Annotated in this window: 19 protein-coding genes; 11 read left to right on the top strand and 8 right to left on the bottom strand. The window is 71.4% G+C overall.

Features of this window, described 5'->3' with window-relative positions; genetic code table 11:
- The first annotated feature begins 113 nt into the window (after positions 1 to 113).
- A complete protein-coding gene (locus ACH4UK_RS08655; RefSeq protein WP_398355300.1) occupies positions 114 to 1,193 on the top strand; it encodes a glycoside hydrolase family 6 protein in 1,080 nt (359 codons plus the stop codon).
- Positions 1,194 to 1,218: 25 nt separating this feature from the next.
- Here the strand turns inward: ACH4UK_RS08655 and ACH4UK_RS08660 are convergent, their stop codons facing one another.
- The 4 genes from ACH4UK_RS08660 to ACH4UK_RS08675 form a co-directional block, all read right to left on the bottom strand.
- On the bottom strand, positions 1,219 to 3,174 hold the full coding sequence (locus ACH4UK_RS08660) for a galactose oxidase-like domain-containing protein (RefSeq protein ID WP_398355301.1): 1,956 nt from the start codon (positions 3,172 to 3,174) through the stop codon (positions 1,219 to 1,221).
- A gap of 3 nt (positions 3,175 to 3,177) precedes the next feature.
- Positions 3,178 to 4,995: a glycosyltransferase family 2 protein gene (locus tag ACH4UK_RS08665; protein ID WP_398355302.1), complete on the bottom strand. Its 1,818-nt coding sequence runs from the start codon at positions 4,993 to 4,995 to the stop codon at positions 3,178 to 3,180.
- Positions 4,996 to 5,166: 171 nt separating this feature from the next.
- The gene (locus ACH4UK_RS08670; protein WP_398355303.1) at positions 5,167 to 5,460 is read right to left on the bottom strand and encodes an MTH1187 family thiamine-binding protein; all 294 of its coding nucleotides are present in this window, start codon (positions 5,458 to 5,460) and stop codon (positions 5,167 to 5,169) included.
- Positions 5,457 to 5,807, bottom strand: a complete 351-nt coding sequence (locus ACH4UK_RS08675; RefSeq protein ID WP_398355304.1) for a DUF3817 domain-containing protein — start codon at positions 5,805 to 5,807, stop codon at positions 5,457 to 5,459. The genes ACH4UK_RS08670 and ACH4UK_RS08675 overlap by 4 nt, the downstream gene beginning before the upstream one ends.
- A 232-nt stretch (positions 5,808 to 6,039) precedes the next feature.
- Here ACH4UK_RS08675 and ACH4UK_RS08680 point away from each other — a divergent pair, with 232 nt between their 5' ends.
- The 4 genes from ACH4UK_RS08680 (at position 6,040) to ACH4UK_RS08695 (ending at position 8,707) form a co-directional block, all read left to right on the top strand.
- Positions 6,040 to 6,672, top strand: coding sequence for an AIM24 family protein (locus ACH4UK_RS08680; RefSeq protein WP_398355709.1), 633 nt, complete (start codon positions 6,040 to 6,042; stop codon positions 6,670 to 6,672).
- Positions 6,672 to 7,322, top strand: a complete 651-nt coding sequence (locus ACH4UK_RS08685) for an AIM24 family protein (protein ID WP_398355305.1) — start codon at positions 6,672 to 6,674, stop codon at positions 7,320 to 7,322. Before ACH4UK_RS08680 ends, ACH4UK_RS08685 begins: the two co-directional genes overlap by 1 nt.
- Positions 7,319 to 8,083 (top strand): AIM24 family protein, encoded by a 765-nt coding sequence (locus ACH4UK_RS08690; protein WP_398355306.1) that lies wholly within the window; start codon positions 7,319 to 7,321, stop codon positions 8,081 to 8,083. Before ACH4UK_RS08685 ends, ACH4UK_RS08690 begins: the two co-directional genes overlap by 4 nt.
- A 147-nt stretch (positions 8,084 to 8,230) precedes the next feature.
- On the top strand, positions 8,231 to 8,707 hold the full coding sequence (locus tag ACH4UK_RS08695) for a MarR family winged helix-turn-helix transcriptional regulator (protein WP_398355307.1): 477 nt from the start codon (positions 8,231 to 8,233) through the stop codon (positions 8,705 to 8,707).
- Positions 8,708 to 8,746: 39 nt separating this feature from the next.
- On the opposite strand, the gene ACH4UK_RS08700 is transcribed toward ACH4UK_RS08695, so the two are convergent.
- Positions 8,747 to 10,204 (bottom strand): ATP-binding protein, encoded by a 1,458-nt coding sequence (locus tag ACH4UK_RS08700; RefSeq protein WP_398355308.1) that lies wholly within the window; start codon positions 10,202 to 10,204, stop codon positions 8,747 to 8,749.
- The gene (locus ACH4UK_RS08705; RefSeq protein ID WP_398355309.1) at positions 10,201 to 10,863 is read right to left on the bottom strand and encodes a response regulator transcription factor; all 663 of its coding nucleotides are present in this window, start codon (positions 10,861 to 10,863) and stop codon (positions 10,201 to 10,203) included. The genes ACH4UK_RS08700 and ACH4UK_RS08705 overlap by 4 nt, the downstream gene beginning before the upstream one ends.
- 119 nt (positions 10,864 to 10,982) lie before the next feature.
- On the opposite strand from ACH4UK_RS08705, the gene ACH4UK_RS08710 reads away from it, so the two are divergent.
- Positions 10,983 to 11,732: a PepSY domain-containing protein gene (locus ACH4UK_RS08710; protein WP_398355310.1), complete on the top strand. Its 750-nt coding sequence runs from the start codon at positions 10,983 to 10,985 to the stop codon at positions 11,730 to 11,732.
- A gap of 100 nt (positions 11,733 to 11,832) precedes the next feature.
- Here the strand turns inward: ACH4UK_RS08710 and meaB are convergent, their stop codons facing one another.
- On the bottom strand, positions 11,833 to 12,801 hold the full coding sequence (gene meaB, locus ACH4UK_RS08715; protein WP_398355311.1) for a methylmalonyl Co-A mutase-associated GTPase MeaB: 969 nt from the start codon (positions 12,799 to 12,801) through the stop codon (positions 11,833 to 11,835).
- A gap of 37 nt (positions 12,802 to 12,838) precedes the next feature.
- Positions 12,839 to 14,044 (bottom strand): acetyl-CoA C-acetyltransferase, encoded by a 1,206-nt coding sequence (locus ACH4UK_RS08720; protein WP_398355312.1) that lies wholly within the window; start codon positions 14,042 to 14,044, stop codon positions 12,839 to 12,841.
- Positions 14,045 to 14,178: 134 nt separating this feature from the next.
- Between ACH4UK_RS08720 and mce the strand changes: the two genes are divergently transcribed.
- The 5 genes from mce (at position 14,179) to ACH4UK_RS08745 (ending at position 21,742) form a co-directional block, all read left to right on the top strand.
- Positions 14,179 to 14,607 carry a methylmalonyl-CoA epimerase gene (gene mce / locus ACH4UK_RS08725; protein WP_398355313.1) on the top strand — a complete coding sequence of 143 codons (429 nt, stop codon included), beginning with the start codon at positions 14,179 to 14,181 and terminating at the stop codon, positions 14,605 to 14,607.
- A gap of 242 nt (positions 14,608 to 14,849) precedes the next feature.
- The gene (gene scy / locus ACH4UK_RS08730; protein ID WP_398355314.1) at positions 14,850 to 18,743 is read left to right on the top strand and encodes a polarized growth protein Scy; all 3,894 of its coding nucleotides are present in this window, start codon (positions 14,850 to 14,852) and stop codon (positions 18,741 to 18,743) included.
- A gap of 184 nt (positions 18,744 to 18,927) precedes the next feature.
- Entirely contained in the window at positions 18,928 to 19,866 is a 939-nt protein-coding gene (locus ACH4UK_RS08735) for a cellulose-binding protein (protein WP_398355315.1), read from the top strand.
- 83 nt (positions 19,867 to 19,949) lie between these two features.
- On the top strand, positions 19,950 to 20,957 hold the full coding sequence (locus ACH4UK_RS08740) for an ABC transporter ATP-binding protein (protein ID WP_398355316.1): 1,008 nt from the start codon (positions 19,950 to 19,952) through the stop codon (positions 20,955 to 20,957).
- A 5-nt stretch (positions 20,958 to 20,962) separates the two neighbouring features.
- A complete protein-coding gene (locus ACH4UK_RS08745) occupies positions 20,963 to 21,742 on the top strand; it encodes an ABC transporter permease subunit (RefSeq protein ID WP_398355317.1) in 780 nt (259 codons plus the stop codon).
- The last annotated feature ends 33 nt before the right edge of the window (positions 21,743 to 21,775 follow it).

The following is a 21,775-nucleotide window of genomic DNA, read 5'->3' on the forward strand; positions in this document are numbered from 1 at the left end:
ACATCAGGGCGCCCGGGTCACCGACAGTGTCGCACCGCCACTCTCGGTGACCGATATGTCACGATTGCCCACGTTTCCCGTGTCCGTGAGCCACCGCCGTCCGAGGGGTCTGGATGTCCGGCCGCAGAATCGTCCCCCGCGCCTTCGCCCGTGCCGTCCCGCGCACAGCGCCCCGCGCCCTTCCCCGCGCCGTCCCCGCCCTGTCGGCAGCCCTCCTGGCGGCCGCCCTCACGGCGGGCTGCTCCTCGTCGGACCCCGCGCGGGGCGGCGAGGAGCAGAACGAACTCGTCCGGGGGGAACCCGCCCCGAGCGCGGCCTCGCCGTACTGGGTCGACCCCAACAGCGACGCCGCCCGGCAGGTGCGCACCTGGGAGAAGCAGGGGCGCGAGACGGAAGCCAAGATCCTGCGGCGGATCTCCGGCCGGCCGGTGGCCGACTGGCCCGCGTGGGACGACCCGGCGCCGGGGATCCGGGCCGCGGCGAAGTCCGCCGCCCGCACGAAGAAGACCATCCTGCTCGTGGCGTACAACATCCCGCACCGCGACTGCGGGCTCTACTCCGCGGGCGGCGCGAAGGACGCGGACGCCTACCGGTCCTGGATCGGGGAGTTCTCCGACGCCATCGGGAACGCGCCCGCGACCGTGATCCTGGAACCGGACGCCCTCCCCCACATCACGGACGGCTGCACCCCGCCCGAGCACCACGCCGAGCGCTACCAGCTCCTCTCGGAGGCGGTGGACACGCTCAAGGCCCGGCCGAACACCAAGGTCTACCTGGACGCGGGCAACCCGGACTGGATCGACGAGCCGTCCAAGATGGCGCAGCCGCTGCGGCAGGCCGGCATCGACCGGGCCGACGGCTTCTCGCTGAACGTCTCCAACTTCCAGTCGAACGGGAGCGTGAAGACGTACGCCGACCGGCTCTCCGACGCCGTCGGCGGCTCGCACTTCGTGATCGACACCAGCCGCAACGCCAACGGCCCCCTGTCCGGGGGCCGTGAGGAGGCCTGGTGCAATCCGCCGGGCCGGGGGCTCGGCACCCCGCCGACCACCGACACCGGCGACGAGCGGCTCGACGCCTATCTGTGGATCAAGCGGCCCGGCGACTCCGACGGCACCTGCCGGGGCGGCCCGCCGGCCGGCGACTGGTGGCCGGAGTACGCGCTCGGCCTCGCCCGGCGCGCCGCCTCCTGAGCCACCGGCGGGACGCCCCCGCCGCTCAGCCGACCTTGACCCACTTCGCCTCGGAGGAGATGCCGTCGGTGTCGGTGACGAAGAGCATGTACCAGCCGGACGGCACCAGCGTGGGGTCGTCCGGCACGGTCACGCTCAGCTTGCCTTCGCTCTTCTCGAGGCCCAGCTCGATGGAGCGCTGCTCCACGTCGGTGGTGTGGGTGACGGAGCTCGGCCGCATCAGCCGGGCCGTGGCGACCCGGTCCGCGTCGGCGCTCCCGTAGGTCACCGTCGCGCCGCGCTCGGTGTCCTCGGGGCCGTCCCCGATCACCGGACGCTTGTCCTTGCCGCGGTGCAGGGCGGGCGGGGTGTAGACCTCCATGCGCTGCTCGAACTTGCCGAGCTTGGTGTTGTCCTTGTCCCCGTAGAGCGGGTCGGACCCGAAGGTGGCGACCCGGCCGTCGGGCAGCAGCAGCGCCTCGGAGTGGTAGTTGCGGCCCACCGTCGGCTCGGCCGCCTCCTTGAAGGTGTTGGTCTTCGGGTCGTAGGACTGCGCCTTGAGGATGTTGCTGTTGCCGCGGCCCCGGTAGTCCTCCGAACCGCCGCTGGTGAAGACGGTGTCGTCCGGCATGATCACGCTGTTGAGGTAGCGCGTGCCCTGCGGCAGGTCGGGCCCCGGCTCGAAGGCCGGGCTGTCCTGCTTGAGGTCGATGACCGCCGTGCGGGCCGTGGACTTCTTGGACTCGCCGACCCCGCCGCCGCCCAGCACCATCACCTTCTGGTCCTGCACGGGCGGCAGCAACAGCGAGGCCGCCGTCTCCAGCTCGTCGGTGTCGCTCAACCCGGGGACCTTGGTGAAGGTGTTCTTCTTGATGTCCCAGATCCCGGGCTCGCGCCCCTTGTCCGCCGGACCGTAACCGGCGTTGGCGCCCGGGTAGAACAGCTTGCCGCCCTTGGTGAGGAAGAGCGCGGGGTAGGTCGGGAAGTAGTGGAAGGGCCCCTTGGACCACTTCTTGGTCTTCGGGTCGTAGATCTCGTTGTCGCCCGGGAGGATCGCGCCGACGTCGTCGAGACCGGAGACGGCGAGCACCTTGCCGTCCTCCAGGCCGACGAGCGTCGGATACCAGCGGGCCTCCTTCATCGGGTCGACCTTGATGTACTTCTCGGCCGTCGGGTCGAACTCGTAGGCGGCCCGGATCCCCTGGAAGTCCTGCTTGTCCATGGTGATCTTCTCGGCGAGGCCGTAGGAGTTGTCGGCGGCCTTGCCCTTCAGCCCGACGATCTCGTACTGGGCGGCGTCCGTCGCCACCGCCTGGGGGCCGTCCTCCACCGCCTCGACGAAGACCCGCTGCTCGGCGGCGGTGACCTTGGTCTTCCACGGCTTCATCTGGCCGTTCTTGAAGTACTTGACCTCGAACTCGCGCTTGGCCTTGGGGACGGTGACGTCGAACTTGGCGGTGTACTCGGCCCCGGAGGGCGAGCGGAAGACCGTGCCCTTCTTGAGCGTCAGCGGCTTGTCCGGGTTCTCGTTCTTGACCCGCATGCCGCCGCCGGCCCGATCCACCTTGTCGTCGAGCACCTCGTAGCGGGCGGTGCCGCCCGCGATCAGGAGGCGTCCGTCCGGGAGCTGGGCGTGGCCGCCGCAGAAGAAGTCCTCGGGGGTGGGGATCTTCTGGAAGGTGTTCTCGGCCGGGTCCCACAGCACGGTGTCGAAGGTGCCCGCGTCGAAGTTCTTCTCGTCGTTGCCGGAGCCCGCGACGATCAGCACCTTCCCGGTGTGCAGGAGCGCCGCGTGGATCGCGTTGGTCCGGTACTCCTTCGGGATGTTCACCCGCTCCCAGGAGCCGTACTCCGCCTTGTACGCCGGCTGGTCGATCTTGTACGCGTGGTACCTGTCCTCGGCGAAGGACAGGGCCGCGGGTGCGTTGAGCCCGGCGAGCAGCACCACCGCGCCGCCGCCCAGGAGTGTCTTCCTCATCTTCTTCGAGGGCCGGTAGGCCATGGCTCAGTTCCCTCCTGCGGTGGTGGTGGCGGTGGTGCCGGCCGTCGCGGTGGTGGTCGCCGACGGGGCGGGGGTGGTGGCGGTGGTGGCGTACACCGGTTCGGGCAGCGGGGGCGCCGGGACCGGGGCGGCGCTCGCGCGCTCGGCGCGCCTGTCCTGCCGAGCGGTCCAGGCCCACACCGCGACCGGGGAGAGGGAGATCGCCAGGCCCAGCGTCGCCCAGGTCCGCATCGCGACGTGGGTGTGGTCGAGGTAGACGGACGCGGCGAGCGAGGACAGCAGGACCGCCGCCCAGAAGAGGTGGATACGGAAGGTGAGCAGCCGGTCCGGGGAGGCCTGGCCGCCCTTGGGCGTGACGACGAACCGGCCGTCGGTGCGCAGCACGGCCGAGCCCAGCGACTTCAGGTAGATCGGCGCGGAGAGCGCGGACATGGCCATCCCGGCGAGTCCGCCGGAGCCCTCGGGCTCGTGCGGCGAGACGTTGTGCCGGCGGTTCCAGAGGTAGAGCCCGATCTGGAGGGCGGCGGCATCGCTGTAGAGCATCAGCCAGATGGAGGCGGCGACCTGGGTACCGGACGCGCCGAACCAGAGGAACAGCACACAACTGAGCACACCGAGGAGCCAGTTGACGGCGGTCATCGGGTAGTAGACGAGCATCAGCGTGTAGCTGAGGAGCCGGCCGGGGGGCACCCGGAACAGCGCCTTGCCGTACTGCTTGAACAGCGTCTCGTACGTCCCCCGGGACCAGCGCAGCTGCTGGGTGAAGAAGTCCGTCCAGGAGGCGGGCCCCTCGCCGACCGCGAGCACGTCGGGGGTGTAGACGGAGCGCCAGTAGTGCCCGGTGCGCGGGTTGCGGCGGCGGTGGATCTCGAAGCCGGTGGCCATGTCCTCGGTGATCGAGTCGTACAGGCCGCCGACCTGTCGCAGCGCGGCGATGCGCACGACGTTGTTGGTGCCGACGAACATCGGGGCGCCGTAGCGGTTGCCCGCGCGCTGGATCAGGGCGTGGAAGAGGAACTGCTGCGACTCGGCGGCCTTGGTGACGGCCGAGTCGTAGTTCCCGTACACCTGCGGTCCGACGACGAAGGCGACGTCCGGGTCGCGGAAGTAGCCCATCATCCGCTCCAGGAAGTTGGGCATGGGCACGTGGTCGGTGTCGACGGAGGCGAAGAAGTCGTAGTCGCCGCCGTGCAGGGCGATCCAGGCGTTGTAGTTGCCGTGCTTCGTCTTCGCCTTGTGGACGCCCTTGTCGCGGTTCCATTCGGGGACCCCGCGCCGGGTGAAGTGGTGGACGCCCAGTTCGGCGCAGAGCATCCGGGCCCCGGGGTCGTCGCCCTCGTCGAGCAGCCAGACGTCCAGCGGGCCGGAGTGCTCCAGGAGCACGGCCCCCTTGAGGGTGGCGCGGACCATGGAGAGCGGTTCCTTGCCGGGGACGTACGTGGTCAGGAAGGCGACCTTGGTGCCGGGCTCGGGCGTGACCGGGACGGGGTCCCGCGCGACGAGCGTGGCGTGTGCGATGGAGACCACGTTGACCAGCATGAAGAGCTCGATCAGGGCGATCGACGCCAGCATCACGCTGTCGGCGACGACCAGCCAGCGCTCCCCGTTCTCACGCTCGGTCCAGTGCGTGGGCCAGACCAGGTACAGCAGCAGGATGCCGGTGAGCACCGGGGCGAGGGTCATCAGCAGGACGGCCCTTATTCGGTGCTTCTCCGTCGAGAGCAGGCTCTTGTACCGCACCCGGTACCCCGTCGGATCCGGCTCGGTGAGCGGACCCGCGAGCCGGCTGTAGGTGTCGTAGTCGTAGCCCTCCGACCGCACCGTGCCTCCCACTGTCGAACGGGTTGATATCCCCACAGAAGGGGACGGCTAACGGCGTGTCGACTTGGCAGGTCCGAGTGAGGGGTTTTTGATCCGGGACCGGAAAAGCCCCCGGCCGTGTGGCGCCGGGGGCTTATCGGGTGAACGCGGAGGGGTCCGCGCGACGGTGCGTCAGGGGGCGAGGTGGCGCTCCACGGTGTCGACCTTGGAGGTCAGACCGTCGGTGACACCGGGCCGGATGTCGGCCTTCAGCACCAGGGAGACGCGCCCGGCGCGGGCCTCGACGGCGGCCACGGCGCGCTTGACGACGTCCATGACCTCGTCCCACTCCCCCTCGATGGAGGTGAACATGGCGTCGGTGCGGTTGGGCAGCCCGGACGCGCGGACGACCCGCACGGCGTCGGCGACGTACTCACCGACGTCCTCGCCGACACCGAGCGGGGAGACCGAGAACGCGACGATCATGCGCTGACCGTGCCCTCGCGGCGGGCGCGGGCGGCGATGACGCCGTCGGCCTCGTACCCCTTGAGGAGCTTGTCGCCGTAGAGGCCGCCGAAGGGGATCAGGGACAGGACGAAGAAGAGGGCGACCCGCTTGAGCGGCCACTTCGCCTTCGTCCAGACGTCGAGCAGGAACACGGCGTAGATCACGAAGAGCACGCCGTGGATCATGCCGAGCGGCATCATCAGGAAGTCGATGTCCGAGACGCGGCTGAGCACCGAGCCGAAGAGGATCAGGGCGGGGAAGGACAGCGCCTCGGGAATCGAGATGAGGCGCAGCCGGTGCAGGGCGGAAGCGGTCTTGATGTCCACAGGGGCACCTTCGGTGGGAGGGTCGCGGCGGCTTGTGAACCCAGGCACAAGCCGCCCCCATTGTGGCATCGCGCCGGTCGGCCCCGGCCGCCGGGGGCCGCCGCGCGCACGGGTGCGCGTATCGCCGCATATCAGGGCCGAGCCGGGTACGCATCAGGGGAGCGTCGGGGCATAACGGTTCAGCGGACCCTGGCCGCGACGTGGGGCGGCGGGCTACCTTCGTCGCGTGGCGATGTTCCGACTCCAAGGCAGCAAGACGCTCGCCGTCGACCTGACCGGCGACGCCGTCAAGGCGAAGAACGGCTCGATGGTCGCGTACGACGGCCGGATGACCTTCAAGAAGATGTCCGGCGGCGGTGAGGGGCTCCGCGGCATGGTGACCCGCCGGCTGACCGGCGAGCAGATGACGGTGATGGAGGTGTCCGGGCAGGGCACGTGCTATTTCGCCGACCGGGCGAGCGAGATCAACCTGGTCGCGCTGCACGGCGACACGCTGTACGTGGAGGCGAGCAATCTGCTGGCCACCGATGCCGGGCTGCGCACGGGGACGACGTTCACCGGGCTGCGCGGCGGAGCGAGCGGCAACGGCCTGTTCACCACCACGGTGGAGGGCACCGGACAGGCGGCGATCATGTCGGACGGCGCGGCGGTGCTGCTGCGGGTGTCCCCGCAGTATCCGCTGACGGTCGACCCCGGCGCGTACATCGCCCACCAGGGGCGGCTCCAGCAGAACTTCCAGGCGGGGGTGAACTTCCGGACGCTGATGGGCGAGGGCTCCGGCGAGGCGTTCCAGATCCGCTTCGAGGGCGACGGCCTGGTCTACGTGCAGCCCAGCGAGCGCAACACCGTCGGGGGCGATGTCTGATGCCGTTCCGGGAGATCAACTCCAAGATGGTCGAGGCCACCCTGGCCCCGGGCCAGAAGCTGTTCAGCCAGCGCGGCGCGATGCTGGCCTACCGGGGCGAGGTGTCCTTCACCCCGAACATCCAGGGCGGCCAGGGCGGCGTCGCGTCGATGCTCGGCCGCCGGGTGGCGGGCGAGTCGACGCCGCTGATGACGGTCGAGGGCGCGGGCACAGTGCTGTTCGGCCACGGCGGCCACCACATCCAGGTGATCAATCTGGCGGGCGACACCCTGTACGTGGAGGCCGACCGGCTGCTCGCGTTCGACGGGACGCTCCAGCAGGGCACGATGTTCATGGGCTCGCAGGGCGGGGTGATGGGCATGGTGCGCGGCCAGGTGACCGGCCAGGGCCTGTTCACCACCACCCTCAAGGGGCACGGCGCGGTCGCGGTGATGGCGCACGGCGGGGTGATCGAGCTGCCGATCACCCCGGGCCGGGAGGTCCATGTGGACCCGCAGGCCTACGTCGCCCACCACGGCGAGGTCCGGAACAAGCTGTCGACCGCGGTCGGCTGGCGGGACATGGTGGGGCGGGGCTCCGGCGAGGCGTTCCAGCTGGAGCTGAGCGGCAGCGGTGCGGTGTACGTCCAGGCCTCGGAGGAGAAGCTGTGAGCACGCCCGTGGTCTTCGACCCGATGACGCTGCCGTCGGACGACAACGTCAACTCCTACACCTTCTGCGTGGAGCTCAAGGGGAGCCGGTGGTTCCTGCAGAAGGGCAAGATGATCGCCTATTACGGGCAGATCCAGTTCGACGGCATCGGGCACGGCCGGTTCGAGCGGCTGGTGCGCTCCAGCTTCCACTCACCGCTGCACGCGAGCGACTGGGTGGTGGCCGAGGGCAGCGGGAAGATGCTGCTGGCGGACCGGGCGTTCGATGTGAACTCCTTCGATCTGGAGGACGGCAACCTCACCATCCGGTCCGGCAACCTGCTGGCGTACCAGCCGACGATGGCACTGAAGCAGTCGATCGTGCCGGGGTTCGTGACGCTGATCGGGACGGGGAAGTTCGTGGCCGCGTCGAACGGCCCGGTGGTGTTCATGGAGCCGCCGCTCCGGGTGGACCCGCAGGCGCTGGTGGGGTGGGCCGACTGCCCCTCCCCGTGCCACCACTACGACCACGGCTATATGTCGGGCGTGCTGGGCGGCATCCGGTCGCTCACGGGGATCGGCGGGACGTCGGGCGAGGAGCACCAGTTCGAGTTCGTCGGAGCGGGTACGGTACTGCTCCAGTCGTCCGAGGCGCTGATGGCGGAGCAACCGGTGGGTGCGGTGCGGGACGAGCCGGGTGTTCCGGGCGGCGGGGGTCAACACGGATCCGCACCGCGCATGCCCGGCCAGCTGGGGGACCTCCAGCGTCGCTTCGGGTTGTGAGCGGTAGTCTGCGGAGTGTGACGTCGAACGTCTGCGCCCAGCCGTCGGTCCTTGCCGACGGGCCTGTCGGCACTCCTGCGGGTCGGGGGTGCCGGTCGTCACATCCCCATTTCGTCCGGCTTTCAACTTCTTAGGTAGAATCCATATATGGAGACCGAGACGGCCACCCGCTGGCTGAGCGACACGGAGCAGTGCGCCTGGCGCACCCACCTGGACGTCAGCAGGCTGCTGATGCACCAACTGGAGAAGGACCTCCAGCCGTTCGGCCTGACCATGAACGACTACGAGATCCTGGTCAACCTCTCCGAATCGGACGAACAGCGGATGCGGATGAGCGACCTCGCCGCAGCCACCCTCCAGTCCAAGAGCCGGCTCTCGCACCAGATCACCCGCATGGAGACCGCCGGACTGGTCCGCCGCACCCACTGCGAGTCGGACCGGCGCGGACTGTTCGCGGTCCTCACCGAGCACGGGGCCGAGATCATGCGCAAGGTCGCCCCGCACCACGTCGCCTCGGTGCGGCAGCACTTCATGGACCTGCTGTCCCCCGAGGCGCTCGTCGACCTGCACGCGGCGCTGACCCCGATCGCGGAACACCTGCGCGGCAAGCGCGGCAAGCTGTAGGGCCGTCGTCCGGACCAGGCCGCCGCAAGAGAGACCCGATCAGGCCGGGCGGGGCAGCCACAGCCGGAAGGCCGCACCGCCCTCGGCCGCACTGTGCACCGTCAGCGTCCCGCCGTGCCGCGCGGCCACGTCCCGGGCGATGGCCAGGCCGAGACCGGCGCCACCGTCGTCCCGGCCACGGGCGTCGTCGAGCCGGACGAACCGTTCGAAGATCCGCTCCCGCTCGTCCTCGGGAACGCCGGCCCCGTCGTCCCGGACCTCCACCCGTACGCCGCGCCCGTCGGCCGCCACCGACACCGCGACGCTCCCCCCGGCGTGCCGCTGCGCGTTGTCCAGCAGGTTGCCGATCACCCGGGACAGCTGCCCGCGCGACCCGCTCACCTCGAACGCGCCGCCCTCCGGGACCTGAACGCCCACCGCGATCCGGTCCCCGGTGCGCTGCGACACCTCCTCCCGGACCAGCGCGCCCAGCTCCACCGTCGCGTTCCCGGGCTTCTCCCCCGCGTCCAGCCGGGCCAGCAGCAGCAGGTCCGCCGCCAGCACCTGGAGTCGTACGGTGTCGGCGACCGCGCCCGGAAGGTCCAGCAGCTCCGGGTGGGCCTCGGCCACCTCCAGCTGGGTGCGCAGCGAGGCGATCGGGGAGCGCAGCTCGTGCGAGGCGTCCGCGACGAACCGCCGCTGCCGCTCCACGGACGCCTCCAGGACGGTGAGCGTCTCGTTCGTCGTCCGGGCCAGCCGGGCGATCTCGTCCCGCGAATCGGGCTCCGGCACCCGGCGGGCCAGGTCCTCCGACGCGGTGATCGCCGCCATCTCGCGGCGGATGCCCTCGACCGGCCGCAGCGCCCGCCGGGTCACCAGCCAGGTCACCCCCGCGACGACCACCAGGAGCAGCGGCAGCCCGGTGAGCATCGCCCCGCGGACCGTGCCGACCGCCTCCTGCTCGGCGGCGAGCGGCGCGCCCGCGTACACGGTGAGGGTGACCCCGTCGGGGGTGGTCGCCTCGACGGCGGCGAAGCGGTAGTCGGCGGTGGTGCGGTCGACGGTGGCGGTGCCGTCGGAGAAGTCCGGGTCGTCGGAGGACACCTGACCGCGGCCGGGGCGGCTGTCGTCGTCCCCGTCGTCGGAGTCGTCGGCGTCGTCGTCCCCGTCGTCGCCGGGCGACGGGGAGGCCCCCGCCGAGGCCGAGGGCACCGGGGTGACGCCGCTCGTGCCGGTGCCGGTGACGGCCCGCAGGTCCTGGGAGACGATGACCACGCGGCCCTCCTCGTCGGTCACCTGGACCGGGTGGTCCTCCTCGTCGTCCAGTTCCAGTTCGTCGTACGGGGTGTCCGTGGCCAGCTGTCCGGCCACCTCACGGGCCGCCACCTCGGCCTGGAGGTCCGCCTGGTCGATCAGGTTGGCCCGCAGGACCAGGAGCACGGCCAGGCCGGCCGCGACCAGGGCGACGGCGACGACCAGGGTGGCCCCGAGGGCGGCCCTGGCCCGTACGGACCTCAACGCGCCTCCAGCCGGTAGCCCGCGCCGCGCACGGTGCGGATGGCGGCCGCGCCGAGCTTGCGGCGCAGGGTGGAGATGTAGACCTCGACGATGTTCGGGTCACCGTCGTAGGCGAAGTCCCAGACGTGCTCCAGGATCTCCGCCTTGCTGACGACCTGGCCCGCGCGCAGGGCGAGCTGCTCCAGCACGGCGAACTCCTTCGCGGTGAGCGCGTATTCGTCCTCGCCCCGGTGGACCCGGCGGGCGGCGGTGTCGATGCGCAGGCCCCCGACGGTCAGGACCGGAGCGGCCCGGCCGCCGCCGCGACGGCGCAGCAGGGCACGGACCCGGGCGACGAGGACGACGTAGCTGAAGGGCTTGGTCAGATAGTCGTCGGCGCCGGTGTCCAGGCCCTCGGCCTCGTCGTACTCACCGTCCTTGGCGGTCAGCATGAGGATCGGCACCTCGTGTCCGGCGGCGCGCAGGTTCGAGCAGACGCGGTAGCCGTTCATACCGGGCAGCATGATGTCGAGGATCACCAGGTCGTAGCCGCCCTCGCTCGCCCGGTGCAGCCCCTCCAGCCCGTCGTGCACGACATCCACGGCGAAGCCCTCGGCGGTGAGTCCCCTGGCCAGGGACACCGCGAGGCGCTTCTCGTCCTCCACGATCAACAGGCGCATGCGCACAGCCTCGCAAACTCCACCTGAAGAAGGCTTCAGGTGGCTTCAGGCTGCGTTCAGCATCGCCCCGGCAGTGTGGGTCACGTCGAACAGCACAGCAGCTCTCGGGGAGGAACCTCATGAAGCGCAACGTCACCATCGCAGCGATCACCGCGGCCGTTCTCATCGGCGGCACCACCGCCGCCACCGTCGCCTTCGCGGACGACGGCGACCGCCGGGACGGCACGTCGACGCAGCAGCGGGCCGGCACGGACCGCGACGACGACCGGTCCTACGCCGACGCGGAGACCCCCCGGACGGACGGCGGCGCGAAGAACACCCGGATCACCCTCGACCAGGCCGTCGCCGCCGCCCTGAAGAGCGTCCCGGGCACGGTCACCGAGGCCGAGCTGGACGATGACGACGACGACCACGGCCGCGCGGTCTGGGAGCTGGACGTGTACGGCTCCGACAAGGGCTGGCACGACGTGCGCGTGGACGCCGGGAACGGCAAGGTCCTCAAGACCCGCGACGACGACAACGACGACCGCGACCGCAACGCGCCCCGCTCCTCCGCCGTCACCCTGAACGCGGCGGTGGACGCGGCCCTGAAGAAGGCTCCGGGCAGCGTCACGTCGATCGACCTGGACGACGACGATGACGACGACGGCCGCCGGGGCGACGTCCTGCGCTGGGACATCGACATCGTGGGCAAGGACGGCAAGCAGCACGAACTGCGCGTGGACGCGAAGACCGGCAAGGTCACCGTGGACCGCGACGACGACGGTGACGACGACCGGGACGACCGCGCGGACGACCGGAACGACGACCGTGACGACCACGGCGACGACCGGGACGACCGCGATGACCGGGACGGCGACGACGGCTGACGGAAGCCCGGCGCGTACGGCAGCGCGGACGGACGGCGCGTACGGACAGCCGAAGGCCTCCGGGAGCGGCACATCGCTCCCGGAGGCCTTCACCGGGTCCTCAGGCGCTTCCCGTCAGCCCCGCCACCAGCTCGTCCGCCGCCGCGTACGGGTCCAGGCTCCCCGCCACGATGCGCTCCGCCAGGGCGTTCAGGCGGCGGTCGCCGCGCAGGTCCGCGATCCTCTCGCGGAGGGCGGTGACCGCGATCGTCTCGACCTCGTGGGCCGCGCGGGCGGTGCGGCGCTCGGCCAGGACGCCGTGCTCCTCCATCCAGGCCCGGTGCTTCTCCAGGGCCTCGACGACCTCGTCCGTGCCCTGGCCCCGGGCGGCGACCGTCTTCACGATCGGCGGGCGCCAGTCGCCGGGGCCCCGGGACTCCCCCAGGCTCAGCATGTGGTTCAGCTCGCGGGCCGTGGCGTCCGCGCCGTCCCGGTCGGCCTTGTTGACCACGTAGACGTCGCCGATCTCCAGGATCCCGGCCTTGGCCGCCTGGATGCCGTCGCCCATGCCCGGGGCGAGCAGCACGACGGAGGTGTCGGCCTGGGACGCGATCTCCACCTCGGACTGGCCGACGCCGACGGTCTCGACGAGGACCACGTCGCAGCCCGCCGCGTCCAGCACCCGGATGGCCTGCGGCGCGGACCAGGCGAGGCCGCCCAGATGGCCCCGGGTCGCCATGGAGCGGATGTAGACGCCCGGGTCGGAGACGTGGTCCGCCATCCGGATCCGGTCGCCGAGCAGCGCCCCGCCGGAGAACGGCGAGGACGGGTCGACGGCCAGCACGCCGACCCGCTTGCCCGCCCGGCGGTAGGCCGACACGAGGGCCGAGGTGGAGGTGGACTTGCCCACGCCCGGCGACCCCGTGAGGCCGACCACGTAGGCGTGGCCCGCCAGCGGCGCCAGCGCGGCCATCACCTCCCGCAGCTGCGGGGACGCCCCCTCCACCAGCGAGATCAGCCGGGCCACCGCACGCGGCCTGCCTGCTCGCGCCTGTTCGACCAGCGTGGGGACGTCCACGTCCACGTTCACCGCTCCGTATCCCTTGCCCTCGTGACCGTTACGGGTACTACTTGCCCGGGACGCGGATGATCAACGCGTCGCCCTGACCGCCGCCGCCGCACAGGGCCGCCGCGCCGGTGCCGCCGCCGCGCCGCTTCAGCTCCAGGGCCAGGTGCAGGACGACCCGGGCGCCGGACATCCCGATGGGGTGGCCGAGCGCGATCGCGCCGCCGTTGACGTTGACCTGGTCCGAGGTGACGCCCAGGTCCTTCATGGACTGGACGGCGACCGCGGCGAACGCCTCGTTGATCTCGATCAGGTCGAGATCCCCGACGGCCAGGCCCTCCTTCTTCAGGGCGTGCCGGATGGCGTTGGACGGCTGCGACTGGAGGGAGTTGTCGGGGCCCGCGACGTTTCCGTGGGCGCCGATCTCGGCGATCCAGTCGAGGCCCAGCTCCTCGGCCCTGGCCTTGCTCATCACGACGACCGCGGCCGCGCCGTCGGAGATCTGCGAGGAGGTGCCCGCGGTGATCGTGCCGTCCTTGGCGAAGGCGGGGCGCAGCTTGCCGAGGGTCTCCACGGTCGTCTCGGCGCGGATGCCCTCGTCCTTGGCGAACAGGACCGGGTCGCCCTTGCGCTGCGGGATCTCCACCGGGGTGATCTCGGCCTCGAAGAGACCGTTCTTCTGGGCGGCGGCGGCCCGCTGGTGGGACAGCGCGCCGATCTCGTCCTGGGCGGCGCGGTCGAGACCGAGACGGCCGTTGTGCTTCTCGGTCGACTCTCCCATCGGGATGTTCTCGTAGGCGTCGGTGAGACCGTCGTACGCCATCGAGTCCAGCATCTCGATCGCGCCGTACTTGTAGCCCTCGCGGGACTTGGGCAGCAGATGCGGGGCGTTGGTCATCGACTCCTGGCCGCCCGCGACCACCACGTCGAACTCCCCGGCGCGGATGAGCTGGTCGGCCAGGGCGATGGCGTCGAGCCCGGACAGACACACCTTGTTGACGGTGAGCGCGGGGATGTTCATCGGGATGCCGGCCTTGATCGCGGCCTGCCGGGCGGGAATCTGGCCCGCGCCGGCCGTGAGCACCTGGCCCATGATCACGTACTGGACCTGGTCGCCGCCGATGCCGGCCCGGTCCAGGGCCGCCTTGATCGCGAAGCCGCCGAGCTCGGCGGCGGAGAAGCTCTTCAGGGAGCCGAGGAGGCGGCCCATGGGCGTCCGGGCGCCCGCGACGATCACTGAGGTGGTGGTACCGGTCGTTGCTGGCATGGGCACGGCCCCTTGGGATCGGATGTGAACGAGGGTTTACCTGAATGTACTGAGCGGTACCGCGCCCGTCATCCGGCAGCCGGTGTGATGGCGCGCACGTTGCGTAACCACGGCGGTAGCGCTGCACTGGATCCATGCTGACGCGAATCGACCACATCGGGATCGCCTGTTTCGACCTGGACAGGACGGTCGAGTTCTACCGTGCCACGTACGGGTTCGAGGTGTTCCACTCCGAGATCAACGAGGAGCAGGGCGTCCGGGAGGCCATGCTGAAGATCAACGAGACCTCGGACGGCGGCGCTTCGTACCTTCAGCTGCTGGAGCCGACCCGGGAGGACTCGGCCGTGGGCAAGTGGCTGGCCAAGAACGGGGAGGGTGTGCACCACATCGCCTTCGGCACGGAAGATGTGGACGGGGACGCCGCGGACATCCGCGAGAAGGGCGTCCGGGTGCTGTACGACGAGCCCAGGACGGGTTCGATGGGGTCCCGGATCACGTTCCTGCACCCCAAGGACTGCCACGGCGTCCTCACCGAACTGGTCACGAGCCGGACGGAGCACTGACCCCGCGATACCCGGCCCGGTAGAGTGGGCGGTTCCGGGCCGGGGCCGGGTCGGGGCCGTACCGCGTCCTCGTCGTTTGTCTGTCACCATTCCCCGGGGGACAACGCTCCGGCGAGCCCTGCTCGTGTGGAGAGTTTCGACCAGGGTTGGGGTCTCCCCTGCTCAGTGAGGTCTCCCCGGCTCGAACAACGTTGAGAGCTCGGGGAAGAAGTTGAGAGCTCGGGGAAGGATGGGACCGCGCAGTGCGGGGCTACGAACGCCAGGAGAGCCACCGAGCTGAAGACGACCATCTCTCGCGGTTCGAAGCCGAGATGGACCGGCTGAAGACCGACCGGGAGAAGGCCGTCCAGCACGCCGAGGACCTCGGTTACCAGGTCGAGGTCTTGCGCGCCAAGCTGCACGAGGCTCGGCGCAATCTCGCGACCCGTCCCGCCTACGACAGCGCGGACATCGGCTACCAGGCCGAGCAGGCGCTGCGGAACGCGCAGGTCCAGGCCGAGCAGATGCGCAGCGACGCCGAGCGCGAGCTGCGCGATGCCCGTGCCCAGACGCAGCGGATCCTCCAGGAGCACGCCGAGCACCAGGCGCGCCTTCAGGCCGAGTTGCACACCGAGGCCGTCCAGCGCAGGCAGCGGCTCGACCAGGAGCTGGCGGAGCGCCGCCAGACCGTCGAGTCGCACGTCAACGAGAACGTCGCCTGGGCCGAGCAACTGCGCGCCCGCACCGAGTCGCAGGCCCGCCGGCTGCTGGACGAGTCGCGCGCGGAGGCCGAGCAGGCGCTGGCCGCCGCCCGCAACGAGTCCGCCCGGCTGGCCGAGGAGACCCGCCAGCGGGCCGGCTCGGAGACCGAGACGGCCAGGGCCGAGGCCGAGGCGATCCTGCTGCGCGCCCGCAAGGACGCCGAGCGCCTCCTGGGAGCCGCCTCCGCGCAGGCCCAGGAGGCCACCAGCCACGCGGAGCAGCTGCGCTCCAGCACGACCACGGAGACCGACCAGGCCCGCCAGCAGACCGCCGAGCTGAACCGGTCCGCCGAACAGCGCCTCTCGGAGGCCGAGACCCGGCTGCGCGAGTCCCGCCTGGAGGCCGAGAAGGTCCTCTCCGAGGCGAAGGAGGCCGTCGCCAAGCAGCTGGCCGCCGCCGAGTCGCAGAACGAACAGCGCACCCGTACGGCCAAGTCGGAGATCGCCCGGCTGGTCGGCGAGGCCACCAAGAGCACCGAGGCGCTGAAGGAAGAGGCCGAGCAGGCTCTCGTCGACGCCCGTGCCGAGGCGGAGCGGCTGGTCGCCGAGGCGGGCGAGAAGGCCCGCACGGTCGCCGCCGAGGACTCCGCCGCCCAGCTGGCGAAGGCGGCCCGCAGCGCCGAGGAGGTGCTCACCAAGGCCTCCGAGGACGCCCGGTCGACGACGAAGGCGGCGAGCGAGGAGGCCGAGCGGATCCGCCGCGAGGCGGAGACCGAGGCGGACCGGCTGCGCGGCGAGGCCGCCGAGCAGGCCGACGAGCTCAAGGGCGCGGCCAAGGACGACACCAAGGAGTACCGGGCCAAGACGGTCGAGCTCCAGGAGGAGGCCCGCCGGCTGCGCGGCGAGGCCGAGCAGTTGCGCTCCGAGGCGGTCGCCGAGGGCGAGCGGATCCGGGGCGAGGCCCGCCGCGAGGCGGTCCAGCAGCTGGAGGAGGGCGCCCGCACCGCCGAGGAGCTGCTGACCAGGGCACGCTCCGACGCGGACGAGCTGCGCACCAAGGCGAACGGCGAGAGCGAGCGCATCCGCACCGAGGCCGCCGAGCGGGCCGCGACCCTGCGCAAGCAGGCCGAGGAGACGCTGGAGCGCACCCGGACCGAGGCCGACACCCTGCGGGCCGAGGCCGAGGAGCAGGCCGCGGCCGCCACGGAGGCGGCCGAGCGGGCCGCGGCCGAGCTGCGCGAGGAGACCGAGCGCGGCGTCGCCGCCCGGCAGGCCGAGGCCGCCGACGAGTTGACCCGGCTGCACACCGAGGCCGAGACCCGGCTCGCCGCCGCCGAGGAGGCGCTGGGCGAGGCCCGTGCCGAGGCCGAGCGGATCCGCCGCGAGACGAACGAGGAGTCGGAGCGGCTGCGCCAGGAGGCCGCCGAGCGGCTGCGGGTGCTGACCGAGCAGGCCGGGACGGAGGCCGAGCGGCTGCGCGACGAGGCCGCCGCCGACGCCGCCCAGTCCCGTGCCGAGGGCGAGAGCGTCGCCGTACGGCTGCGGAGCGAGGCCGCCACCGAGGCGGAGCGGCTCAAATCCGAGGCGCAGGAGAGCGCCGACCGGGTGCGCGCGGAGGCGGCAGCCGCCGCCGAGCGGGTCGCCGCCGAGGCCGCCGAGGCGCTGGACGCCGCCCAGGAGGAGGCCACGCGCCGCCGCCGGGAGGCCGAGGAGATCCTCGGCGCGGCCCGGACCGAGGCGGAGCAGGAGCGCGAGCGGGCCCGCGAGCAGAGCGAGGAACTGCTCGCCACCGCCCGCAAGCGGGTCGAGGACGCGCAGGCCGAGGCGCACCGGCTGGTCGAGGAGGCGGACACCCGGGCGACCGAGCTGGTCTCGACCGCCGAGCAGACCGCCCAGCAGGTACGGGACTCCGTCGCGGGGCTGCACGGGCAGGCCGAGGAGGAGATCGCCGGGCTGCGGTCGACCGCGGAGCATGTCGCGGAGCGCACCCGGGGCGAGGCGCAGGAGGAGGCGGACCGGGTCCGCGCCGACGCGCACGCGGAGCGGGAGCGTGCGTCCGAGGACGCGGTCCGGCTGCGCCGCGAGGCGAACGAGGAGGCGACCCGGCTCCGTCAGGAGGCCCACGAGGAGACCGAGGCCGCCAAGGCGCTGGCCGAACGTACGGTCTCCGACGCGATCACCGAGTCCGAACGGCTGCGCTCGGACACCTCGGAGTACAGCCAGCGGGTGCGCACGGAGGCGTCCGACGCCCTCACATCGGCGGAGCAGGACGCGTCGAAGGCCCGTGCCGAGGCCCGTCAGGACGCCAACCGGATCCGTTCGGAGGCGGCGGCCCAGTCGGACCTGCTGATCGGCGAGTCGACCACCGAGAGCGAACGCATCCGCACCGAGGCGGCCCAGGCCTCGGAGCAGCTCGTCGTCGAGGCCACCACGGAGGCCAACCGCCGCCGTGCCGAGTCCACCGAGCGGGCGGACCGGATGCTGGCCGAGGCGACCGGCGAGTCCGAGCGGCTGCGCGGCGAGGCGGCGGAGCGGCTCGGCTCCGCGCAGGAGCACGCGGCCCGCACCCTCGAGGAGGCGACACGGCTGCGCGCGGACGCGGAGTCGGCGTCCGAGGAGCTGCGCTCGGAGGCCCGCCAGGAGGCGGACCGGGTGCTGGACGAGGCGCGCGAGGCGGCGGCCAAACGCCGGGCGGACGCGGCCGAGCAGGCGGACCAGCTCATCAACAAGGCGCGGGAAGAGGCGCTGCGTACGGCCACCGAGGCCGAGGGGCAGTCCGACACGATGGTCGGCGCGGCCCGCACGGAGGCCCTGCGCATCACCTCGGAGGCGACCGTCGAGGGCAACACCCTGGTGGAGCGGGCCCGTACGGACGCCGACGAGCTGCTGGTCGGCGCCCGGCGCGACGCGACCCAGATCCGGGAGCGGGCCGAGGAGTTGCGGGTCCGGCTGGAGAGCGAGATCGAGGAGCTGCACGAGCGGGCCCGCCGGGAGACGTCCGAGCAGATGAAGACCGCCGGCGAGCGCGTCGACAACCTGATGAAGGCGGCGACCGAGCAGCGCGACGAGGCCGAGGCGAAGGCCAAGGAGCTGATGGCGGAGGCCAATTCGGAGGCGAGCAAGGTCCGTATCGCCGCGGTGAAACGGGCCGAGTCGCTGCTGAAGGAGGCCGAGACCAAGAAGGCCGGGCTGATCCGCGAGGCCGAGAAGCTGCGCGCCGACGCCGAGGCGGAGGCGAAGCAGACGGTCGACGAGGGCAAGCGCGAGCTGGACGTCCTGGTGCGCAGACGCGAGGACATCAATGCGGAGATCTCCCGTGTCCAGGACGTGCTCGAAGCGTTGGAGTCTTTCGAGGCTCCGACCGGGGGCGGGAAACCGGCCGGCGGTCCCGCGGGGGGCGTCAAGGCCCCGGCGGCGGCGGGCACTCGATCAGGGGGCAAGTCGTCCGGGCGGTAGCGCATCCGGGGTCTGCCGTGCCTCGCCATGGACGTTCAACCCTTCGAGTGGCAAGCACTCCGGGGGTCAGCCACTCAAAAGGGGTGTCATTCTCCAGATCAAACCGGCATCTGCACGCTGACACGCCGCTATGGCCCCTAGGATTCCCCCTATCACCTCACCGGTCTCATTCGACAGGAACCCCATGAGTGACCCTTCCTCCCCCTTCGGCTTCGAGCTCGTGCGCCGTGGCTACGACCGCGGTCAGGTGGACGACCGCATTACCAAGCTCGTCGCCGACCGTGATAGTGCCCTGGCCCGAATCACCTCTCTGGAAAAGCGCATCGAGGAGCTGCACCTCGAGACGCAGAACGCACAGGCCCAGGTAAACGACGCCGAGCCGTCGTACGCCGGCCTCGGCGCCCGTGTCGAGAAGATTCTCCGCCTCGCCGAGGAGGAGGCCAAGGACCTGCGCGAGGAGGCCCGTCGCGCGGCCGAGCAGCACCGCGAGCTCGCCGAGTCGGCGGCCCAGCAGGTGCGCAACGACGCCGAGTCGTTCGCCTCCGAGCGCAAGGCGAAGGCCGAGGACGAGGGCGTCCGCATCGTCGAGAAGGCTCAGGGCGAGGCGACCACCCTGCGCTCCGACGCCCAGAAGGACGCCCAGCAGAAGCGCGAGGAGGCCGACGCCCTCTTCGAGGAGACCCGCGCCAAGGCCGCCCAGGCAGCGGCCGACTTCGAGACCAACCTCGCCAAGCGCCGCGAGCAGTCGGAGCGCGACCTCGCGTCCCGCCAGGCCAAGGCCGAGAAGCGTCTCGCCGAGATCGAGCACCGCGCCGAGCAGCTCCGCCTGGAGGCCGAGAAGCTCCGCACGGACGCCGAGCGCCGGGCCCGCCAGACGGTGGAGACCGCGCAGCGCCAGGCCGAGGACATCGTCGCCGACGCCAACGCCAAGGCCGACCGGATCCGCAGCGAATCGGAGCGCGAGCTGGCGGCGCTCACCAACCGCCGCGACTCGATCAACGCGCAGCTGACCAACGTCCGCGAGATGCTGGCGACGCTGACCGGCGCCGCCGTGGCCGCCGCCGGCTCCCCGGCGGAGGACGAGCCCGCTCCCCGCGGTGTTCCGGCCCAGCAGACCCGCTGACCCCCGGCACGTTCCGTACCCCGTGTGCGCCCGGTTCCGCCCTTGTGGTGGCGCCGGGCGCTCGGGCGTTCTAGCGTGTGCGCATGATCGAGCTCGAGGGACTCACCAAACGTTTCGGCAGCAAGATCGCCGTCGATCATCTGACGTGTCAGGTCAGGCCGGGTATCGTGACCGGCTTCCTCGGCCCGAACGGGGCGGGCAAGTCCACCACGATGCGGATGATGCTCGATCTCGACCACGCGACCAGCGGTACGGTGCTCATCGACGGCAAGCACTACCGCGAACTCCAGGAACCGCTGAAGTACATCGGGGCGCTCCTCGACGCCAAGGCGATGCACGGCGGCCGCAGCGCGTACAACAACCTGCTGTGCCTGGCCCAGAGCAACCGCATCCCGAGCAGCCGGGTCGACGAGGTCCTCGACATGGTCGGCCTGAGCGCGGTGGCGAAGAAGAAGTCCAAGGGGTTCTCCCTGGGCATGGGACAGCGGCTCGGCATCGCGTCCGCGCTGCTGGGCGATCCCGAGATCCTGATGTTCGACGAGCCGGTCAACGGACTGGACCCCGAGGGCATCCACTGGATCCGCAATCTGATGAAGGCGCTCGCCTCGGAGGGCCGGACGATCTTCGTCTCGTCCCACCTGATGAGCGAGATGGCGCTGACCGCCGACCATCTGATCGTGATCGGCCAGGGCAAACTGCTCGCCGACACCTCGATGGCGGACTTCATCCACGAGAACTCCCGCAGCTACACGCGGCTGCGCTCCCCGCAGCAGGAGCGGCTGCGCGATGTGCTGCACCAGGAGGGCTTCACCGCCGTCGAGACGGCGGGCGGCACCCTGGAGATCGACGGCGCGAGCACCGAGGAGCTGGGCGAGCTGGCGGCCCGGCACCAGGTGACGCTGCATGAGCTGAGTTCCCAGCGGGCCTCCCTGGAGGAGGCGTTCATGCAGATGACGGCGGGCTCGGTGGAGTACCACGCCCATTCCGAACGGGACCCGGTCGAACCACCCGCGGTGGGAGCCGGCTGGGGCGAGAACTGGAATCAGCCGGGCGCAGCCCCGCGCGACGACGCCGACGGCAAGGGGGCCTGACGACCATGGCATCGGTACCCGCGGTTCTCACCTCGGAATGGACCAAGATCCGGTCGGTCTCCTCGACCACCTGGACCCTCATCTCGGCGTTCCTCGTCACGGTCGTGATGGGCGCGGCGCTCGCCGCCCTGCTGAACGCCCAGTTCGACGACCTCTCCGAGGCCGAGCAGGCCACCTTCGACCCGACCTTCGTCAGCTTCTCCGGGACGATTCTCGGCCAGCTGGCGATGGTGGTGTTCGGGGTGCTCGTGGTCGGTACGGAGTACAGCTCCGGCATGATCCGCACCTCGCTGGCGGCGGTGCCGCAGCGCGCGACGTTCCTCCTCAGCAAGATCACGGTGGCCGGTGCGCTGGCCCTCGGCGTGGGGCTGCTCACCAGCTTCGTCTCGTTCTTCCTGGGCCAGGCGATGCTCGGCGACCGGGGCACCGACCTCGGCGCGGAGAACGTGTTGCGCGCGGTCGTCGGCGGCGGGCTCTACATGGGGCTGATCGCGATCTTCTCCATGGGGGTGGCGGCGATGCTGCGCAGTTCCATGCTGTCGCTCGGCATCCTGATGCCGTTCTTCTTCCTGGTCTCGCAGATCCTGGCGGCGGTGCCGGGGGCCAAGAGCGTCGCCCGGTACTTCCCCGACCAGGCCGGGTCGAAGATCATGCAGGTCGTCCCGGACGCGATGGGCAGCGATCCGGCCCCGTACGGCGCCTGGGCGGGGCTCGGGATCATGGTGCTCTGGGTCCTGGCGGCCGTGCTCGGCGGATTCCTGGTCCTGAAGAACCGGGACGCGTAGGAGGCGCCCCGGTCGGCGTGACGGCCCGGTCGC

Source organism: Streptomyces sp. NPDC020884, from assembly GCF_044333935.1.
Lineage (GTDB): Bacteria > Actinomycetota > Actinomycetes > Streptomycetales > Streptomycetaceae > Streptomyces.

Excerpts from the sequence above, each read along its gene's own strand:
- ACH4UK_RS08695 (WP_398355307.1), top strand. The coding sequence starts at position 8,231 with ATGGAGACCGAGACGGCCACCCGCTGGCTGAGCGACACGGAGCAGTGC.
- mce (WP_398355313.1), top strand. The coding sequence starts at position 14,179 with ATGCTGACGCGAATCGACCACATCGGGATCGCCTGTTTCGACCTGGAC.
- ACH4UK_RS08680 (WP_398355709.1), top strand. The coding sequence starts at position 6,040 with ATGTTCCGACTCCAAGGCAGCAAGACGCTCGCCGTCGACCTGACCGGC.
- ACH4UK_RS08705 (WP_398355309.1), bottom strand. The coding sequence starts at position 10,863 with ATGCGCCTGTTGATCGTGGAGGACGAGAAGCGCCTCGCGGTGTCCCTG.
- ACH4UK_RS08745 (WP_398355317.1), top strand. The coding sequence starts at position 20,963 with ATGGCATCGGTACCCGCGGTTCTCACCTCGGAATGGACCAAGATCCGG.
- ACH4UK_RS08710 (WP_398355310.1), top strand. The coding sequence starts at position 10,983 with ATGAAGCGCAACGTCACCATCGCAGCGATCACCGCGGCCGTTCTCATC.
- ACH4UK_RS08735 (WP_398355315.1), top strand. The coding sequence starts at position 18,928 with ATGAGTGACCCTTCCTCCCCCTTCGGCTTCGAGCTCGTGCGCCGTGGC.
- ACH4UK_RS08660 (WP_398355301.1), bottom strand. The coding sequence starts at position 3,174 with ATGGCCTACCGGCCCTCGAAGAAGATGAGGAAGACACTCCTGGGCGGC.
- ACH4UK_RS08670 (WP_398355303.1), bottom strand. The coding sequence starts at position 5,460 with ATGATCGTCGCGTTCTCGGTCTCCCCGCTCGGTGTCGGCGAGGACGTC.
- ACH4UK_RS08720 (WP_398355312.1), bottom strand. The coding sequence starts at position 14,044 with ATGCCAGCAACGACCGGTACCACCACCTCAGTGATCGTCGCGGGCGCC.
- ACH4UK_RS08655 (WP_398355300.1), top strand. The coding sequence starts at position 114 with ATGTCCGGCCGCAGAATCGTCCCCCGCGCCTTCGCCCGTGCCGTCCCG.
- ACH4UK_RS08740 (WP_398355316.1), top strand. The coding sequence starts at position 19,950 with ATGATCGAGCTCGAGGGACTCACCAAACGTTTCGGCAGCAAGATCGCC.
- ACH4UK_RS08685 (WP_398355305.1), top strand. The coding sequence starts at position 6,672 with ATGCCGTTCCGGGAGATCAACTCCAAGATGGTCGAGGCCACCCTGGCC.